Origin of the sequence: Bradyrhizobium sp. (genome assembly GCF_030654605.1) — a bacterium.
Taxonomy (GTDB): Bacteria; Pseudomonadota; Alphaproteobacteria; order Rhizobiales; family Xanthobacteraceae; genus Bradyrhizobium.
In genome coordinates this window covers 1-15,794 of the sequence record NZ_JAURXB010000263.1, presented here as the reverse complement: position 1 = coordinate 15,794, position 15,794 = coordinate 1, and the positions used below count along the sequence as shown (strand labels likewise).

At 64.9% G+C, this 15,794-nt stretch carries 17 protein-coding genes and 1 pseudogene; 10 read left to right on the top strand and 8 right to left on the bottom strand.

Annotated features, from left to right (window positions below; translation table 11 throughout):
- A pseudogene (locus tag Q7U29_RS23875) lies at positions 1 to 145 on the bottom strand (nicotinic acid mononucleotide adenylyltransferase); the annotation flags it as partial.
- A 35-nt stretch (positions 146 to 180) separates the two neighbouring features.
- Positions 181 to 1,473 (bottom strand): glutamate-5-semialdehyde dehydrogenase, encoded by a 1,293-nt coding sequence (locus Q7U29_RS23870; RefSeq protein WP_304745440.1) that lies wholly within the window; start codon positions 1,471 to 1,473, stop codon positions 181 to 183.
- Positions 1,474 to 1,689: 216 nt separating this feature from the next.
- Between Q7U29_RS23870 and Q7U29_RS23865 the strand changes: the two genes are divergently transcribed.
- Entirely contained in the window at positions 1,690 to 1,959 is a 270-nt protein-coding gene (locus Q7U29_RS23865; RefSeq protein ID WP_304745438.1) for a type II toxin-antitoxin system ParD family antitoxin, read from the top strand.
- A complete protein-coding gene (locus Q7U29_RS23860) occupies positions 1,949 to 2,245 on the top strand; it encodes a type II toxin-antitoxin system RelE/ParE family toxin (RefSeq protein ID WP_304745436.1) in 297 nt (98 codons plus the stop codon). Before Q7U29_RS23865 ends, Q7U29_RS23860 begins: the two co-directional genes overlap by 11 nt.
- 2 nt (positions 2,246 to 2,247) lie before the next feature.
- On the opposite strand, the gene proB is transcribed toward Q7U29_RS23860, so the two are convergent.
- The 4 genes from proB to Q7U29_RS23840 form a co-directional block, all read right to left on the bottom strand.
- Positions 2,248 to 3,378, bottom strand: coding sequence for a glutamate 5-kinase (gene proB, locus Q7U29_RS23855; protein WP_304745434.1), 1,131 nt, complete (start codon positions 3,376 to 3,378; stop codon positions 2,248 to 2,250).
- 83 nt (positions 3,379 to 3,461) lie between these two features.
- Complete coding sequence (gene obgE / locus Q7U29_RS23850; protein ID WP_304745432.1) at positions 3,462 to 4,511, bottom strand: GTPase ObgE; 1,050 nt, start codon at positions 4,509 to 4,511, stop codon at positions 3,462 to 3,464.
- A gap of 150 nt (positions 4,512 to 4,661) precedes the next feature.
- Positions 4,662 to 5,486, bottom strand: a complete 825-nt coding sequence (locus Q7U29_RS23845; RefSeq protein ID WP_304745430.1) for an SDR family NAD(P)-dependent oxidoreductase — start codon at positions 5,484 to 5,486, stop codon at positions 4,662 to 4,664.
- 31 nt (positions 5,487 to 5,517) lie between these two features.
- Entirely contained in the window at positions 5,518 to 6,354 is an 837-nt protein-coding gene (locus Q7U29_RS23840) for a MurR/RpiR family transcriptional regulator (protein WP_304745429.1), read from the bottom strand.
- A 136-nt stretch (positions 6,355 to 6,490) separates the two neighbouring features.
- On the opposite strand from Q7U29_RS23840, the gene Q7U29_RS23835 reads away from it, so the two are divergent.
- The 7 genes from Q7U29_RS23835 (at position 6,491) to Q7U29_RS23805 (ending at position 13,440) form a co-directional block, all read left to right on the top strand.
- The gene (locus Q7U29_RS23835) at positions 6,491 to 7,786 is read left to right on the top strand and encodes an ABC transporter substrate-binding protein (RefSeq protein ID WP_304745427.1); all 1,296 of its coding nucleotides are present in this window, start codon (positions 6,491 to 6,493) and stop codon (positions 7,784 to 7,786) included.
- Positions 7,787 to 7,889: 103 nt separating this feature from the next.
- Positions 7,890 to 8,810: a branched-chain amino acid ABC transporter permease gene (locus tag Q7U29_RS23830; protein ID WP_304745425.1), complete on the top strand. Its 921-nt coding sequence runs from the start codon at positions 7,890 to 7,892 to the stop codon at positions 8,808 to 8,810.
- Positions 8,807 to 9,850: a branched-chain amino acid ABC transporter permease gene (locus tag Q7U29_RS23825; RefSeq protein WP_304745423.1), complete on the top strand. Its 1,044-nt coding sequence runs from the start codon at positions 8,807 to 8,809 to the stop codon at positions 9,848 to 9,850. Before Q7U29_RS23830 ends, Q7U29_RS23825 begins: the two co-directional genes overlap by 4 nt.
- Complete coding sequence (locus Q7U29_RS23820; RefSeq protein ID WP_304745421.1) at positions 9,841 to 10,584, top strand: ABC transporter ATP-binding protein; 744 nt, start codon at positions 9,841 to 9,843, stop codon at positions 10,582 to 10,584. The genes Q7U29_RS23825 and Q7U29_RS23820 overlap by 10 nt, the downstream gene beginning before the upstream one ends.
- Positions 10,581 to 11,282, top strand: coding sequence for an ABC transporter ATP-binding protein (locus Q7U29_RS23815; RefSeq protein WP_304745419.1), 702 nt, complete (start codon positions 10,581 to 10,583; stop codon positions 11,280 to 11,282). The genes Q7U29_RS23820 and Q7U29_RS23815 overlap by 4 nt, the downstream gene beginning before the upstream one ends.
- Positions 11,282 to 11,926, top strand: coding sequence for an ATP-binding cassette domain-containing protein (locus Q7U29_RS23810; protein WP_304745417.1), 645 nt, complete (start codon positions 11,282 to 11,284; stop codon positions 11,924 to 11,926). Before Q7U29_RS23815 ends, Q7U29_RS23810 begins: the two co-directional genes overlap by 1 nt.
- Before the next feature lie 77 nt (positions 11,927 to 12,003).
- Positions 12,004 to 13,440: an NAD-dependent succinate-semialdehyde dehydrogenase gene (locus Q7U29_RS23805; RefSeq protein WP_304745416.1), complete on the top strand. Its 1,437-nt coding sequence runs from the start codon at positions 12,004 to 12,006 to the stop codon at positions 13,438 to 13,440.
- A 33-nt stretch (positions 13,441 to 13,473) separates the two neighbouring features.
- Here the strand turns inward: Q7U29_RS23805 and Q7U29_RS23800 are convergent, their stop codons facing one another.
- Complete coding sequence (locus Q7U29_RS23800) at positions 13,474 to 13,953, bottom strand: MaoC family dehydratase (RefSeq protein ID WP_304745414.1); 480 nt, start codon at positions 13,951 to 13,953, stop codon at positions 13,474 to 13,476.
- A gap of 186 nt (positions 13,954 to 14,139) precedes the next feature.
- On the opposite strand from Q7U29_RS23800, the gene Q7U29_RS23795 reads away from it, so the two are divergent.
- Positions 14,140 to 15,057: a DMT family transporter gene (locus tag Q7U29_RS23795; RefSeq protein WP_304745412.1), complete on the top strand. Its 918-nt coding sequence runs from the start codon at positions 14,140 to 14,142 to the stop codon at positions 15,055 to 15,057.
- 148 nt (positions 15,058 to 15,205) lie between these two features.
- Here the strand turns inward: Q7U29_RS23795 and Q7U29_RS23790 are convergent.
- The coding region (locus tag Q7U29_RS23790) for a GNAT family N-acetyltransferase (protein WP_304745410.1) at positions 15,206 to 15,794 on the bottom strand (589 nt) is incomplete at its 5' end.

Below are 15,794 nucleotides of genomic sequence, written 5' to 3'. Positions count from 1 at the left end.
GGTTTCCGGGCGTCACCATCCACCAGAGCTGGTCGAGCTCCAGCCGCCGCAGCGCGATCTCGGCGACAAGCACGTGACCGGCATGCGGCGGGTTGAACGAGCCGCCGAACAGGCCGACCGACATGCCCTTCTCGACATGCGGCATGCGGAGATAGGGAGCCGGAACGCCCTCCTCCGGTGTCACTTCCGCACCTGTCCTGCACCACGGACGCGATATTTGAACGAGGTGAGCTGCTCGACGCCGACGGGGCCGCGCGCGTGCATCTTGCCGGTGGCGATGCCGATTTCCGCGCCCATGCCGAACTCGCCGCCATCGGCGAACTGGGTCGAGGCGTTATGCAGCACGATAGCGGAATCGACCTCGTTGAGAAATTTCTGGGCGATATCCGCGTTCTCCGTCACGATCGCGTCGGTGTGGTGCGAACCGTGGTCGTGAATATGCGCGATCGCCTCGCCAACGCCGTCGACGACCTTCGCGGACATGATTGCGTCCTCGTATTCGGTGTCCCAGTCCTCCTCGGAAGCCGGCTTCACCCTGGGATCGACGCGCTGCACCGCGTCGTCGCCGCGCACTTCGCAGCCGGCGTCGATCAGCATCGTCACCAGCGGCTTCAGCATCGTGGGCGCGCCGGCACGATCGACCAGCAGGGTTTCGGCCGCGCCGCAGACGCCGGGGCGCCGCATCTTGGCGTTCAGCACGATCGACTTGGCCATCTCGGGATCAGCGGCGGCATCGACATAGACGTGGTTGACGCCTTCCAGATGCGCGAACACCGGCACCCGGGCCTCAGCCTCGACGCGGGCGACCAGGCTCTTGCCGCCGCGCGGCACGATCACATCGACGCCGCCGCTCAATCCGGTCAGCAGCAGGCCGACCGCGGCGCGGTCCCGCGTCGGCACCAGCGTGATCGCGGCTTCCGGCAGGCCGGCCTCGCGAAGACCCTGCACCAGGCAATCGTGGATCGCCCGGCAGGAGCGGAAACTGTCGGAGCCGCCGCGCAGGATCACCGCATTGCCGGATTTCAGGCACAGCACGCCGGCATCGGCGGCGACGTTGGGGCGGCTTTCGAAAATCACCGCGACGACGCCGAGCGGCACCCGCACGCGTTCGATGGTCATGCCGTTCGGACGCTGCCAGCTCTCGGTGACGAGGCCTACGGGATCGGCGATCCCGCGCACGGTCGCGACGCCGTCAGCCATCGCCTCGATCCGCGCCGGGGTCAGTGTCAGGCGATCGATGAAGGCTGAGGTCGCGCCGCCATGGCGGACTTCCGCGACGTCTTCGGCATTGGCGGCGAGGATATCAGCGGCATTGGCGCGGATGGCGCGCTCGATCGCCTCCAGCGCCCGGTTTTTCTGCTCCGGCGAGGCAAGCGCGAGCACCCGGGCGGCGGCGCGCGCGCGGGAGGCAAGCCCGGTCATCAAGGCAGGCAAATCGACGTTGCCGTCGATCGCCTTCAGCGGCGCGCTCATGGCGGTTCCCTGGTCAATTAAGGCCATGTCCTAGCACGGAAATCCCGGTTTTGCGAAGGGCGGAGAGGGCATGGCTGGCGGCAGGAGCCGACTGATGGACAGCTCGGCCATTGGCCGACTGAGAGAAACAACGTTGCTGGGCCAGCGGCCAGCCAACGCAGCACTTGCTGGGTATAGCATTAAATATTACTTTGTGAGGATCACGGAGACGGGACCATGGCGACGAGTTACAGCATCGGCAAGCATTTCGAAGGTTTCATCGAAAGCCTGATCGAGAGCGGCCGCTACAGCACGGCAAGCGAGGTCATGCGTGATGGGCTGCGCCTGATCGAGGAGCGCGAAGAAAGCCGCAAGGCCAAGCTCGAAGCGCTGCGTGTCGAAATTCAAAAGGGCTTTGACAGCGGGCCGATGGAAGAGGTCGGCGATATGTTCGCGAGAATAAAGGCGGAGGGACGAAAGCGGCTGGCTGCCAAGAATGGCAAATAGAGCGCGCAAGAGCCCACAAGCTGAGATCGACATCGCGTCGATCTGGGAATTCATTGCCGAAGACAATTTGAGGGCTGCGGATGCACTGATCGATCGCATCGAACAGGCGCTGGACATGTTAGCGCAGAATCCGTTCGCCGGCCGAGCACGAAGCGAGCTGGCATCGAAGCTCCGTAGCTTTCCCGTCGGAAATTACATTGTCTTCTATGTTCCGGAGTCCCACGGTATCGGAGTCGTGCGTGTTATGAATGGCCGACGGGACATCGATGCCGACGACCTGCGGTAACCTCACCCCCGCGACGTACCCATCACCAGATCATCCCGGTGGATCATTTCCGCCCGGCCGCTGATGCCGAGGATGATCATCACATCCGGCGACGAGCGGCCCTTTATCTTCTCGGCATCGTCGGCGTCGTAGGCGACGAGGCCGCGGCCGATCTCGTGGGTGTCGGGGCCACGCACCACCACGGCGTCGCCACGGGCGAATTGCCCATCGATCCGGATCACGCCGGCCGGCAGCAGGCTCTTGCCGGCGCGCAGCGCGCTCACGGCACCGGCGTCGATGGTCAGCGTGCCCTTCGGCTCCAGCGAGCCCGCGATCCAGCGCTTTCGCGCGGTGACGGGGTTGGCAGGGGTCAGGAACCAGGTACAGGGCCCGCCATCGGCAATGGCCTGCAACGGGTGCTCGATCTTGCCGGAGGCGATCAGCATGTGGGTGCCGGCAGTGGTGGCGATCTTGGCCGCCTCGATCTTGGTCTGCATGCCGCCGCGCGACAGTTCGGATTCCGCAGCACCCGCCATCGCCTCGATTTCCGAGGTGACGCTCTCGACAATCGGAATCAGCTTGGCGTTGGGATTGGCGCCGGGCGGCGCATCATAGAGGCCGTCGATATCCGACAGCAGGATCAGCAAGTCGGCGCTCGCCATGGTGGCGACGCGAGCGGCGAGGCGGTCATTGTCGCCGTAGCGGATTTCATTGGTGGCAACGGTATCGTTCTCGTTGATGACAGGCACCGCGCGCCATTCCAGCAGCTTGGCGATGGTCGAGCGCGCGTTGAGGTAACGGCGGCGTTCCTCGGTGTCCTGCAGCGTCACCAGGATCTGCCCGGCGCCGATGCCGTGATGTCCCAGCACCTCCGACCAGATCCGCGCCAGCGCGATCTGTCCGACCGCCGCGGCGCCCTGGCTTTCCTCGAGCTTCAAAGCGCCGCGCGGCAGCTTCAAGCGGCTGCGGCCCAACGCGATCGAGCCCGAGGAGACGATCAGCAGTTCGCGGCCCTCGCCGTGCAGTTTTGCGATGTCGGCGGCCAGCGCTGCGAGCCACGCCGATCTGACTTCGCCCGCGTCGGAGTCGATCAGCAGCGAGGAGCCGACCTTGACGACGATGCGGCGGAAATTTTTCAGGCTGGGGCGGGTCATGGATGCAGTCGAGTGAAGCGGTTGTTGCGAGTTTCGCAGCGGGCCGGAACCGGCGCAAGTCAGGGCTGATGTCAGGGCTGATATCAGCCCTGCGGCGCCGGCGACCACGGCTCGGCCGGGGTGCCCTTGGCCTTGAGTGACACCGGGGCTTCGCCGATCACCTCGACCAGCGCCCGCAGCGCGTCCTTGACGCCTTCGCCCGTGACGCCCGAGATCAGCAGCGGGGTCTTCTTCGCCGCGCGCTTCAGCCGGTCCTTCTGCTTCTTCAATTCGTCCGGCGTCACCGCGTCGATCTTGTTCAGCGCCACGATCTCGATCTTGTCGGCGAGATCGCCTTCATAGGCGTCGAGCTCGGTCCGCACCGTCTTGTAGGCCTTGCCGGCATGCTCGCAGGTCGCATCCACCAGGTGCAGCAGCACTCGGCAGCGCTCGACATGGCCGAGAAAGCGATCGCCGAGGCCGGCGCCTTCATGCGCGCCCTCGATCAGGCCCGGAATATCCGCCAGCACGAATTCGCGGCCGTCGACATCGACCACGCCGAGCTGCGGATGCAGCGTCGTGAACGGATAGTCGGCGATCTTCGGCTTGGCGGCGCTGACCACGGAGAGGAAGGTCGACTTGCCGGCATTGGGCAGGCCGACCAGGCCGGCGTCGGCGATCAGTTTCAGCCGCATCCAGATCCAGCGCTCTTCGCCTTCCTGGCCCGGATTGGCGTTGCGCGGGGCGCGGTTGGTGGACGATTTGAAATGCGCGTTGCCGAAGCCGCCATTGCCGCCTTCGGCCAGCACGAATTTTTCGCCGAGCGCGGTGAAGTCGTGGATCAGGGTCTCGCGATCCTCGTCGAAGATCTGGGTGCCCACGGGCACCTTGAGCACGATCGGCTTGCCGTTGGCGCCATGGCGGTCCTTGCCCATGCCATTGGTGCCCTTCTGCGCCTTGAAATGCTGCTGATAGCGGTAGTCGATCAGCGTGTTCAGCCCGTCCACCACTTCGATGATGACATCGCCGCCGCGGCCGCCATTGCCGCCGGAGGGGCCGCCGAACTCGATATACTTTTCGCGGCGGAACGCCACGCAGCCGTTTCCACCGTCGCCGGAGCGGATATAGACCTTTGCTTCGTCAAGGAATTTCATGGGCTACAGGTAGTGCAGGGGCGCCCATGGGGCAACCTTTAGATGCCGGAATATGAGCCAAAAGCTCGCATTTTCAGGCCTTTTTGAGGCTTTTGACAATGTTCCCCGCGATAGGGTGAACGGGCGCGAATTGGCCTGATCCGAAAGGCCTCACCCCGGCCAGCACTGCCCGCCGCCATCGACCCGCAGCACCTGGCCGGAGACGAACGCACCGAGCGGGCCGGCAAACACCTCGACCACCCGCGCCACCTCGTCGATGGTGGCGATTCGGTCCAGCGTGCCGGTTTCGACCATGCGCGCCTGATCCACGGCGCGCGTGCCCATGAAGCGGCCGGTGCGGGTGTCGCCGGGCGCGATGCAGTTCACGGTGATGTCGTAGGGCCGCAACTGATCGGCGAGGCAGCGCGTGTAGTGCGTCACCCCGGCCTTGGCGACGGCATAGATCGAGCCCTGGGTACGGCCCTTGAAGGCGGCGACCGAGCCGATGGTGACGATGCGACCGGTACGGCGTTCCATCATGCCGCGCGCCACCGCCTGACAGGTCAGGATGGTCGAGAGCAGGTTGCGGTCCAGCACCGCGCGCACGTCCTGCTCGCGAATGCCGACGGCATCGTTGGGATCGGGCTTGCCGCCGGCCGCGGCGATATCGCCGCCGGCATTGTGGACCAGGATATCGATCGCCCCAAGTGAGCGGGAGGTCGTCTCGATAATGTGCTCGATGTCGTCGCCTTTGGTCAAATCGCCGAGCACGCGGACCGTGCGCACGCCGTGATCGGCCGCCACCGCTTCTGCGACGGCGGTAAGCGTGGTGCCTTCGCCATATTCGGCCGGTCCGTCCTCGCGCATGCCGTGAATCGCTACATCGGCCCCCAGGTTGGCGAGCCGCTCGGCAAAGGCGCGGCCGAGCCCGCGTCCGGCGCCGGTCACCAGCGCCACCTTGCCCGTTAGCGGTCGTGCGGCATCGTGTGAAGCCATGTCGTTCTCCTTCAAATGGAATGCGGAAGCGTCAGTCTGCCGCCAGATCGAGGCCGATGGCGAGAGCCTGAACCAGGCACATCGGCGCCACCAGGGTGCGCAGCGCCGGCTCCGGCATGTCCTGGATTTCGAACACCACCCTGGCGCCCTCGACGATCGGGCTCAGCAGGCTGTCGGTGATCGAGATCGCGGGAACGCCGCGCGCCACAAGTTCGGGAAACAGCCGCGCCGTATCCGGGTAATAGTTTCGGAAGCTGATGGCGACCAGCGCATCCTCCGGACCGGCCGGATGGGATTGCTCGTGGATGCTGCCGCCGATCCCGTCCAGCAGCATCACGCGCCGCCCAAGCTTTCGCAGCACATAGGCCAGATGCGTGGCGACCGGAAACGAGCCGCCGAGGCCGAGCAGGTAGATGTCGCGTGCCTTCGCCAGGATGGCGGTGGCGGCGTCCAGTTCGCGCGCATGCGCCGACTGGCTCAACGTCACCAACGCCGACTGCGCCTCCGCGACGAAGCGCCCGAGTACGGCCGCGGGCTTGCGGCCCAGGATCGATTTCTCCTCGTGCTTCATCCGCGCGAGCCGCGCCTTGTAGCTCGGCGCCACGCCGGCCACGAGCCGCGAACGGAACACCTGCTGCATCTCGGTAAAACCGCCGAAGCCCAGCGCGTGCGCGAAGCGGACGATCGCCGAGGGCGGAACGCCGGAGCGCGCCGCGACCTCCGCCACGGTTCCGAGCGCCACCTCGGTCGGATGATCGAGCACGAATTCGGCGATCTGCTGCAATCGGCCCGACAGCGCCCGGTGCCGCTGGGCGATCGCGCCGCGCAGCTCGTCATAACTCATGAATTTGTCGGCAGGCTTGTTCATCGGCGCACTCTACCCGATCGCGGCGTTTCGCCACTTGGTTCAAACATTCCACTTTACAGGCAACAATAGAACGTTCATTCTAATAGCCGCAACTAGAAAACTAGGCAGACGTTCAAACAGCCCCTGGGAGGGAACGATGAAGAAGCGTGGGATCTCGCGGCGAAGCGTTCTGAAGGGCAGCCTGATGGCCAGCGTCATCGGTGGCACCGGCAGTTTCTTCGGCCCCTGGAAGGAAAACCGGGTCTGGGCGCAGGGCGCCGCCAAGCCGATCAAGCTCGGGCTGACCTGCGATGCCAGCGGCCAGTACGGCAACAGCGGTCAGGATGACATGCGCGGCATCCTGATGGCGATCGACGAGTTCAACGCCAAAGGCGGCGTAATGGGCCGCAAGGTCATCTGGATCACCGCCGACACCGAAACCACGCCGGCTACCGGCAGCCGGGTCGCCGAGCGTTTCATCACACGGGAAGACTGCACCATCCTGCTCGGCGCGATCCACTCCGGCGTAGCCAACGCGATCACGCAAGTCGCCAGCAAATACGGCGTGATCTACATGAACACCAATTCGTCCGCCCCGAGCGAGGCCGGCGAAAACTGTTCGCGGGTCAAATTCGTCTGGGACGGCAACGGCACCAACTTCTCCAAGGCGTCGGTCAAGAACGCGGTCGATTCGATCGGCAAGAACTGGATGCTGCTGACCAACGACTATGTCTGGGGCCACACCACCTCGGCTTCGACCAAGGGACTGGTCGAGAGCTCCGGCGGCAAGATCGTCGACAATCTGCTGGTGCCGCAGAACACCCGCGACTTCACGGCGTACCTGTTGAAGATTCAACAGGCAAAGCCGGACGTGGTGGCGACCGCGATCGGCGGCGACGACATCAAGGCGCTGCGCGAGCAGGTCGCGCAGCTCAAGCTCGACGGCAAGCCGGCCTGGATCAACAACCAGCAGGACTGGCCCGACGTGTGGGGTTCCCCCGACAGCCTGTTCGGCGTGTTCGGCACCACCTGGTATCACAAGCTGCCGCTGCCCGGCGTCGCGGAATTCGTGAAAAAATGGCAGGCGACCAACAAGGAAGGCGGCATCCCCGTTCCGGGCAACGTCTCCTACAACGGTTACATGGCGACCCGCGAATTGCTGAAGGCGATCGAGCGTGCCGGTTCGACCAACAACGTCAAGATCATCAAGGAACTGGAAAACCTGAAGGTCTCCGCCACCGACCGCATGCAGCACTTCGATGCCTACATGGACCCGGTCACCCACCAGATGCAGCAGACCATCTATCTGGCGCGCCGCAATACCAAGCCGGTCGACAAGACCGACCTGTTCGAACTCATCAGCTGGACCGAGCCCAAGGCTGCCGCGGATGCGGCTGCCGCCGCCAAGTGCAAGCTCGTTCCCTACGAGCAGGTGCCGACCGTCGACTCCTGATCCCCGGCCGGTCGATCCGCGCTGTACACCTGGTCCGCGGTTACCCGGGCTCTCACTCAGAGTCCGGGCAGCCGCCTTGCGAATAACAAAAACGAGACAGAGCTTGTTCGACCTTCTTCCGCATCTCCTCAATGGCCTGACGCTTGGACTGCTGTTCGCGCTGATTGCGCTCGGCTTCATGCTGATCGTCGGATTGATGGAGCAGATCAACCTGGCGCACGGCTCGTTGTTCGCACTTGGCGCCTATTTCGCGATGCAGCTGATGGGATCGCGCCCGCCGTTTCCGGCCGAGCTGGCAAAGGCCTGGCTCGCGCTGCCGCTCGGCTGGCGCTATGCGGCAACGCTGGTGATCGCGCCGGTCGCGGTCGGCATCGTCGGCACCGCCATCGAATTCTGTATGCGCCGCACCTATGGCAAGGATCCGCTCTATGGCCTGCTGCTCACCTTCGGCGCCGCGATGGTGATCGAGGAAACCATTCGGCTGGTGTGGGGCACCCGCGACTACGTCTTGCAGGTGCCGCAGGCGGTCTCCGGCGGCTTCCTGTTCGGCGATCTGATCTGGTCGACCTATCGCTTCTACGCCGCGGGCATCTCGGTCGCGATCATCGGCATGGTCTGGCTGGTGATCGAAAAGACCTCGTTCGGCGCCACCGTCAAGGCCGGCGCCCATGACAGCGAGATCGTGCGCGCACTCGGCATCAATCTCACGCGATTGCGGCTGCTGGTATTCGTGCTCGGAACCATGCTGGCCGCCATCGCCGGCATCATCGTGGCGCCGATCTGGGGCATTCGTCCGCATATGGGCGTCGATGCCGTGATCCCTGCGTTTCTCGTCATCGTGCTCGGTGGCGTCGGCAGCTTCTGGGGCGCGATCGTGGCCGGCCTGCTGGTGGGGCTCTGCGTCGGCCTGTCCGGAGCCTATGCGTCGGAATGGTCGCTGCTGTCGATGTACATCCTGCTGGTCGCGGTCGTCACCGTCCGCGCCCGCGGCCTGTGGGGCAAGAAGAGCGTGCTCGAAGCATGACGACATCCCCGCAACCTTCGTCCGACGCCACGCGTCTGGTTACGCCGGCCATGCTGGTGCTGTGGCTGGTGCTGGCCACGGTGCCGCTGTGGATCGCCCGCGTCGGGCTCTATCCCTATCTCGGAATCGAGATCCTGATCTGGTCGCTGTACGCGCTGGCATTCAATCTGGTGCTGGGAACCGCCGGGCTGCCGTCGTTCGGCCACGGCGCCTATTTTGGCATCGGCGCCTATGCATTCGGCCTCTGCCAGTTCAACGTCGTCGCCAATCTCTGGGTCTGTCTGGTGGCGGCATTTGCGGTCGCGGGGCTCGCCGGCGCGCTGGTGGCGCTGTTCATCTCGCACCGGCGCGGCATCTATTACGCCTTCATGACCATCGCCTTCGGGCAGATTTTCTGGACGCTGGCGATCAAGTCGCACGGTATTACCGGCGGCGAGGACGGTCTTCTGAAGATCGCCCGGCTGCCGGCGGATTTCGGCGTAGCCAGGTTCGACCTGTCGGACAATGTCGCGTTCTACTATTTCGTTCTGGTGCTGTTTGCGCTGGCCGTGGTGGCGATGTGGCGGCTGACGCATTCGCCCTATGGCCGGATCGTCGCCGCGATCAAGCAGAGCGAAACCCGCGCCGCGCATCTCGGCTACAACGTCTGGCTCTACAAGGCCTCGATCTTCACGCTTTCGGCGGCGATCTCTGGCCTGGCCGGCGGCCTGTTCGCGATGGCGCAACTCGCGGCTTTCCCCGACGTGATGAGCCTGCATCAATCCGGCTACGTCGTGATGATGACCCTGGTCGGCGGCGGTCTCGTCAGCTTCTGGGGACCGGTGGTCGGCGTCTTCGTGTTCCTGATCGCGCGCGACGTGATCGGGGCGCTGACCAATGCGTGGATGCTGTACTTTGGACTGTTGTTCATCGCGATCGTGCTGTTCCGGCCCGAGGGTATCGCCGGGGCTGTCTCGGCTGCGTTCCAGAAGCATTCGCTGATCCGGCGGCAAGGTAACTCGGCCATGCGCCTGTTGTTCGGAGGCGAACGATGGCGCTGATAGAAGCGGCAGGCATACATGTCCGGTTCGGCGACCGCGTGGTGCTGGAAAGCATCGATCTTGCGGTGCCCGAGGGCGAATTCCACGGCCTGATGGGGCCGAACGGCGCCGGCAAGACCACGTTTTTCAATGTGCTCACCGGCCGCGTGAAGCCGAGCCGCGGTTCGATCCGGCTCGACGGCAGGGACGTCACTGGCCTCAGCTCGCACCGCATCGCCGCCCACGGCGTCGCCCGCTCGTTCCAGATCATGACGCTGTTCGACGAGTTTTCCGCGCGCGAGAACGTCACCGTGGGTCTCCCGGCGTTTCGGGCTCGCGGCTTCGACATGCGCCACGCCGCCGCCAATGACAGCGGCTTTGCCAGGAGCGCGATGGAAATCCTCGCCACCGTTGGCCTCGCCGACAAGGCCGATATTCGCGCCAGGGACCTCTCCTATGGTGACCGCCGGGCGCTGGAAATCGCGGTGGCGCTCGCACAGGGGCCGCGCGTGCTGTGCCTGGATGAGCCGACCTCGGGCCTCGGCTCCGACGGTGTGCAGCGGCTGGCGGCGCTGGTCGGACGGCTGAAAGGCAAGCTCACCATCGTGGCGATCGAGCACGACATGGAATTCCTGTTCGCGCTGGCGGACCGCATCTCGGTGATTCACTGGGGCCAGGTGGTCGCGCGCGGCACGCCGCATGAATTACAGCAGAACGAATGGGTCAAACGCTCCAACCTCGGGCGGTTCGCATGATCCTCGAAGTCGACGCGGTCGATACGTTTTATGGCGAGACCCAGGCGCTGTTCGGCGCCTCACTTGCGGTGCCGCGCGCGAAAGTGTTTGCGCTGCTTGGGCCCAACGGCGCCGGCAAGACCACGATGCTGCGCTCGATCCTCGGCCTGACCCGCCCGCGGCGAGGCGCGGTCCGCTTCGGCGGCCGCGACGTGACCCGCAGCCCGACCCACGAGATCGCCCGTGCCGGCATCGGCTGGGTGCCCGACGATCGCCGGCTGTGCCCGACCCTGACGGTGGCGCGCAATCTGCGCATCGCGCAAAAGCGCACGCCGTTTCGGGCCTGGAGCATCAAGGAGACCTGCGAGATTTTCTCGCCGCTGGAATATCTGATGGAGCGCGACTGCGAAAACCTGTCCGGCGGCGAGATGCAGATGGTGGCGATCGCCCGCGCCCTGGTCGGCGCCCCCGGCCTGATCCTGTTCGACGAGCCGAGCCAGGGCTTGGCGCCGAAGATCGTCGGCGACGTGCTGGCCACGATCCGCAAGCTGCGGGAGGCGGGCGTCGCCTCGCTGGTCGTCGAGCAGAATGCCGAGATCGCGCTCTCGGTCGCCGACCATGCCGCCGTGATCGACCGTGGCCGGATTGCCTGGACCGGCGATGCCCAAACCTTGCGCGAAGACGGCGCGTTGCGCGCACGCCTGCTTGGAGTTCACTGATGGCCGCGCCGCTACTCGCCCTCGATCGCGTCCGCAAGGTTTACACACGCGGGCGCATCGTGCGCCGTCCGACGTTCACCTTGGAGGCCGACCTCGTGATCGATGCGCCCGCGATCATCGGGGTGGTCGGGCCGAACGGCGCCGGCAAGACCACGCTGTTCGAGATGATGACTGGCTCCAACGTACCCTCGGCGGGCCATGTCTATGTCGCCGGCACCGATATTCATCGGGTGAAATATCGCGAGCGCGACCGGCTGGCGATCCATTATCACCAGTCCTATCAGGTCCGCCGCTTTCGCAAGCTGGTGCCGTCCGCGTTCCTGCAGGCGTCGCCGACTGCAGCACCGATGGTGCATCTGTTCGACGAGCCGCAGTTCAACCTGCAGGACGGTTATATCGGCTTCATGCTCGACTTCTTCCGCAAGCTGCGCGCCGAGGGTCGGCTGGTGGTGCTGTGCCTGCACCCGACCGCGAGCTGGCATCTGGAGATCCTCGCCGAGATATCAGAGCAATTTCTGCTGGTCGCAGACGGCGGCGTCACCCGGCAACCGGATTTCCGCACGCTGGTGAAGGAGCCGAGGTTTCGCAATTATCTGGGTCCGGAAATGACCCGCCATGCCGAATCTCTCGCCGGCCCGGCGTAATCCTCCGGCGCCGGCTTGATCTTTTGCAGGACTATTCGCATGTTGCGCCCATAAATTCCGATCAGGGAGAAGTTTTCGTGGCCTATCCGAACACCCAATTATTCATCAACGGCAAATGGCGTCCGGCCCACAGCGGCAAGACCATTGAAGTGCTCAATCCCGCGACGGAAGAGACGATCGGGACGGTCGCGCACGCGGAAAAATCCGACCTCGACGAAGCGCTGGCCGCTGCAGCCGCCGGCTTCAAGGTCTGGCGCGCGGTATCGGCGTTCGACCGCTGCAGGATCATGCGCAAGGCCGCCGCCATCATGCGCGAGCGCAATGACGAAATCGCGCCGCTGCTGACCATGGAGCAGGGCAAGACGCTGGCCGAAGCCAAAATGGAAGCGATGGCGGCGGCCGACGTCATCGAGTGGTTTGCCGAGGAAGCCAAGCGCGCCTACGGGCGGCTGATTCCGGCGCGCGGGCCAGGCATCTATCAGATGGCGATCAAGGAGCCGGTCGGTCCTGTCGCGGCGTTCACGCCGTGGAATTTCCCGATCAACCAGGTGGTGCGCAAGCTCTCCGCCGCGCTGGCGTCGGGGTGCTCGATCATCGTCAAGGCGCCGGAGGAAACCCCGGCGTCGCCCGCGCAGCTGATCCGCGCATTTGCGGACGCCGGCGTGCCGGATGGCGTGATCAATCTCGTCTATGGCGTGCCGTCGGAGATCTCGGAATACCTGATCCCGCATCCGGTGATCCGCAAGATCTCCTTCACCGGCTCGACCGTGGTCGGCAAGCAATTGTCGGCGCTGGCCGGATTGCACATGAAGCGCGCCACCATGGAACTGGGCGGGCATGCGCCGGCGATCGTTTTCAACGACGCGGACGTGACGTCCGCGGCGAAAATCCTGTCGGCGGCGAAATACCGCAACGCCGGCCAGGTCTGCATTTCGCCGACCCGCATGCTGGTGCAGGACGACGTGTTCCGCGAATTCGTCGACAAGTTCGTCGAGGGCGCCCGGTCCATGAACGTCGGCAACGGCATGGACCCCAATTCCAAAATGGGTTCGCTCGCCAATCCGCGCCGCGTCACGGCGATCGAGGGCATGGTGCAGGACGCCATCAGCAAGGGCGCGAAGCTCGAGACCGGCGGCCATCGTGTCGGCAACAAGGGCTACTTCTACGAGCCGACCGTCGTCAGCGACGTACCGAAGGATGCCCGCGCCATGAACGAGGAGCCGTTCGGACCGCTGGCGCTGATCTCGCGCTTTTCGACGCTCGACGAGGTGACCGAAGAGGCCAATCGCCTGCCGTTCGGTCTCGCTTCCTACGCCTTCACCAGCTCGACCAGGACCGCCACCGCGATCGGCGCCAACATCGAAGCCGGCATGGTTTCGATCAACAGCTTCGGTCTGGCGCTGCCGGAAGTGCCGTTCGGAGGTGTGAAGGACTCCGGATATGGTTCGGAGGGCGGCACCGAAGCGATGGACGCCTATTTCAACACCAAGTTCATCTCGCAGACCGGCGTCTGAGCAAGCCGTCACGCATCGACCTGCCGGCGGCCCCTAGGCGGGCCGCCGGCGGATCAGGAATTTCTGTAATCCCTCCAGCACCAGTTCGCGGCGCTGGTTGAACACGGTGCTGCGCAGGGTCACCACGCCGGTGCTGCGGCCCGGCACCAGCTCGGTCACTTCCAGCGCCGGATAGATGGTGTCGCCGGCATAGACGGGCTTCAGGAATTTGCTCGATTGCTCGAGAAAGCCGACCAGCGATTCCTCGACGATATAGGGAAACAGGCCGGCTCCCGGCGCGGTGTGGACCAGGGTCTGGAAGCCATGCGCCAACAGGTCCGGCATGCCACGGGCGCGGCAATATTCGACGTCGTAATGGATCGGATGGGTGTCGCCGCTGGCGGTCTGGAATGCGGCGAACACCGCCGAGGTCTGGGTGCGGCTCGGGATGACAAAGCGTTCGCCAAGCACGAAATCCTCGAACCAGCGTTGTTCCCGGACCATGCGGTGCGCGGCGGGATCGAACTCGGTCATGCCTGATTTCCTCTGAATTTGCGGCTCATCCGTATCGCAGAGGTGTTGCTGCGGCAATCCGTTCGACCTAATTCGTAATGCCCGGGCTTGTCCCGGGCATCCACGTCTTTAAAACAGTCATGCGCAAAAGACGCCGATGGCCGGAGCGAGCCATCGCAAAGAAGAAATGGGAAACGCCCGGGTACCATGACTCTGCTTGCAAAAATCTCGACCGGGCTGGACGAGCGTTCCGCGCGGTTGGCCGGCATCGGGTTGATGCTGCTGGCGATCTTCATGTTCTCGTTCGGCGACGCGCTGGGCAAGTTCTTGGTCGCGACCTATTCGGTCGGGCAATTGCTGTGGCTGCGCGCCTGCGCGGCGCTGCTGGTGCTGCTGCCGATCGTCTGGCGGCAGCGCGCTGCGTTCGGCAGGCTGGAGCGGCCGTGGCTGCAGTTGTTGCGGGTGACGCTCTCCACTCTCGAAGTCGCGGCGTTCTTCATCGCGACGGTCTATCTGCCGCTCGCCGACGTCATCACATACTATCTGGCGGCTCCCATTTTCGTCACCGCGCTGTCGGCGCTGGTGCTGCGCGAGCATGTCGGCTGGCGGCGCTGGACCGCGGTCCTGATCGGTTTTTGCGGCGTGCTGATCGCGCTGCGGCCGTCGGCACAGACGGTGAGCTGGCCCGCCATGATCGCGCTCGGCGGCAGCCTGTCGTTCGCGTTGTTGATGCTGATTACCCGCTCGCTGCGGGCGACGCCGGATATCGTGCTGGCGACCTCGCAATTTGTCGGTACCTTCGCGCTCGGCGCGCTGATGGCGCCGTTCGGCTGGGTGACGCCCAGCCTCGGCAGCCTCGGTCTGTTCGCTGCGGCCGGCTTCATCTCGGTCGGCGCGTTGCTCTGCGTCAACCGCTCGCTGAAACTCGCACCGGCCAGCGTGGTGGTGCCGTATCAATATTCGATGATCGTTTGGGCGGTGATGTTCGGCTATTTCGTGTGGGGCGACGTACCGCAGCCGCCGACCATCATCGGCGCGGCCATCATCATCGGCGCGGGGAGCTATATTTTCTGGCGTGAACAAAGGCTCGGGCGCGAGGAGCCGGTGGTCAACCCGCCGGCGTGAGAGCTGAACTCCATCAACCCGTCGTCCCGGCCTTGAGCCGGGACCCATAACCACCGCAGTCAATTTTGCGAAGGCTGGAGCAACATCCCGCCCGCGACAAGCGACCGGGATTATGGGTCCCCGCGTTCGCGGGGACGACCACTATCTGTTACACCCCATGCCGTGTCGAACTGTTCCAGTTCTTCAGCGACGACCACACGCTTCGGCTCAGCCGGAAGCGATCGACCGGGGTTGATGATCCCAGCGCCTCGAAGCGGTGCAACTCGACGCCGCTCCACTGGAAGCCGCATTTCTCCAGAATGTTGCGCGACGACGGGTTGGCGACCCGGGCGCCGGAGATCAGGTGCTCGACCTCGAACTCTTCGAAGGTGAAATCGATCACGGCGCGCGCCGCCTCGGTGGCAAAACCCTGGCCCCAATGTTCGACGCCGAGCCAGTAGCCGAGCTCCGGCGCCTCCTGCTCGCGCCAGTCGACGCCGACCATGCCGACCGGCACGAAATTGTTTTCGATCAGGAACACGGTCCCGCGAGCATCGTCCGCGATCGCGCGCACGGATTCGATAGCGTGATCCTGGGTGTAGGGATGCGGCAGACGGCGGGTCATTTCTGCAATGCGGCGGTCGTTGGCCAGAGCCGCGATCGCTTTTACGTCCGCGAGCGTCGGCCTGCGCAGCATCAGCCGTTCGGTCTCGAGGACGCAGGGACTGCCCTCGCGCAATGTCGGGGTCGGGATATCC

Excerpts from the sequence above, each read along its gene's own strand:
- Q7U29_RS23800 (WP_304745414.1), bottom strand. The coding sequence starts at position 13,953 with ATGACCGAGTTCGATCCCGCCGCGCACCGCATGGTCCGGGAACAACGC.
- Q7U29_RS23795 (WP_304745412.1), top strand. The coding sequence starts at position 14,140 with ATGACTCTGCTTGCAAAAATCTCGACCGGGCTGGACGAGCGTTCCGCG.
- Q7U29_RS23860 (WP_304745436.1), top strand. The coding sequence starts at position 1,949 with ATGGCAAATAGAGCGCGCAAGAGCCCACAAGCTGAGATCGACATCGCG.
- proB (WP_304745434.1), bottom strand. The coding sequence starts at position 3,378 with ATGACCCGCCCCAGCCTGAAAAATTTCCGCCGCATCGTCGTCAAGGTC.
- Q7U29_RS23810 (WP_304745417.1), top strand. The coding sequence starts at position 11,282 with ATGGCCGCGCCGCTACTCGCCCTCGATCGCGTCCGCAAGGTTTACACA.
- obgE (WP_304745432.1), bottom strand. The coding sequence starts at position 4,511 with ATGAAATTCCTTGACGAAGCAAAGGTCTATATCCGCTCCGGCGACGGT.
- Q7U29_RS23835 (WP_304745427.1), top strand. The coding sequence starts at position 6,491 with ATGAAGAAGCGTGGGATCTCGCGGCGAAGCGTTCTGAAGGGCAGCCTG.
- Q7U29_RS23820 (WP_304745421.1), top strand. The coding sequence starts at position 9,841 with ATGGCGCTGATAGAAGCGGCAGGCATACATGTCCGGTTCGGCGACCGC.
- Q7U29_RS23840 (WP_304745429.1), bottom strand. The coding sequence starts at position 6,354 with ATGAACAAGCCTGCCGACAAATTCATGAGTTATGACGAGCTGCGCGGC.
- Q7U29_RS23865 (WP_304745438.1), top strand. The coding sequence starts at position 1,690 with ATGGCGACGAGTTACAGCATCGGCAAGCATTTCGAAGGTTTCATCGAA.
- Q7U29_RS23825 (WP_304745423.1), top strand. The coding sequence starts at position 8,807 with ATGACGACATCCCCGCAACCTTCGTCCGACGCCACGCGTCTGGTTACG.
- Q7U29_RS23815 (WP_304745419.1), top strand. The coding sequence starts at position 10,581 with ATGATCCTCGAAGTCGACGCGGTCGATACGTTTTATGGCGAGACCCAG.
- Q7U29_RS23870 (WP_304745440.1), bottom strand. The coding sequence starts at position 1,473 with ATGAGCGCGCCGCTGAAGGCGATCGACGGCAACGTCGATTTGCCTGCC.
- Q7U29_RS23845 (WP_304745430.1), bottom strand. The coding sequence starts at position 5,486 with ATGGCTTCACACGATGCCGCACGACCGCTAACGGGCAAGGTGGCGCTG.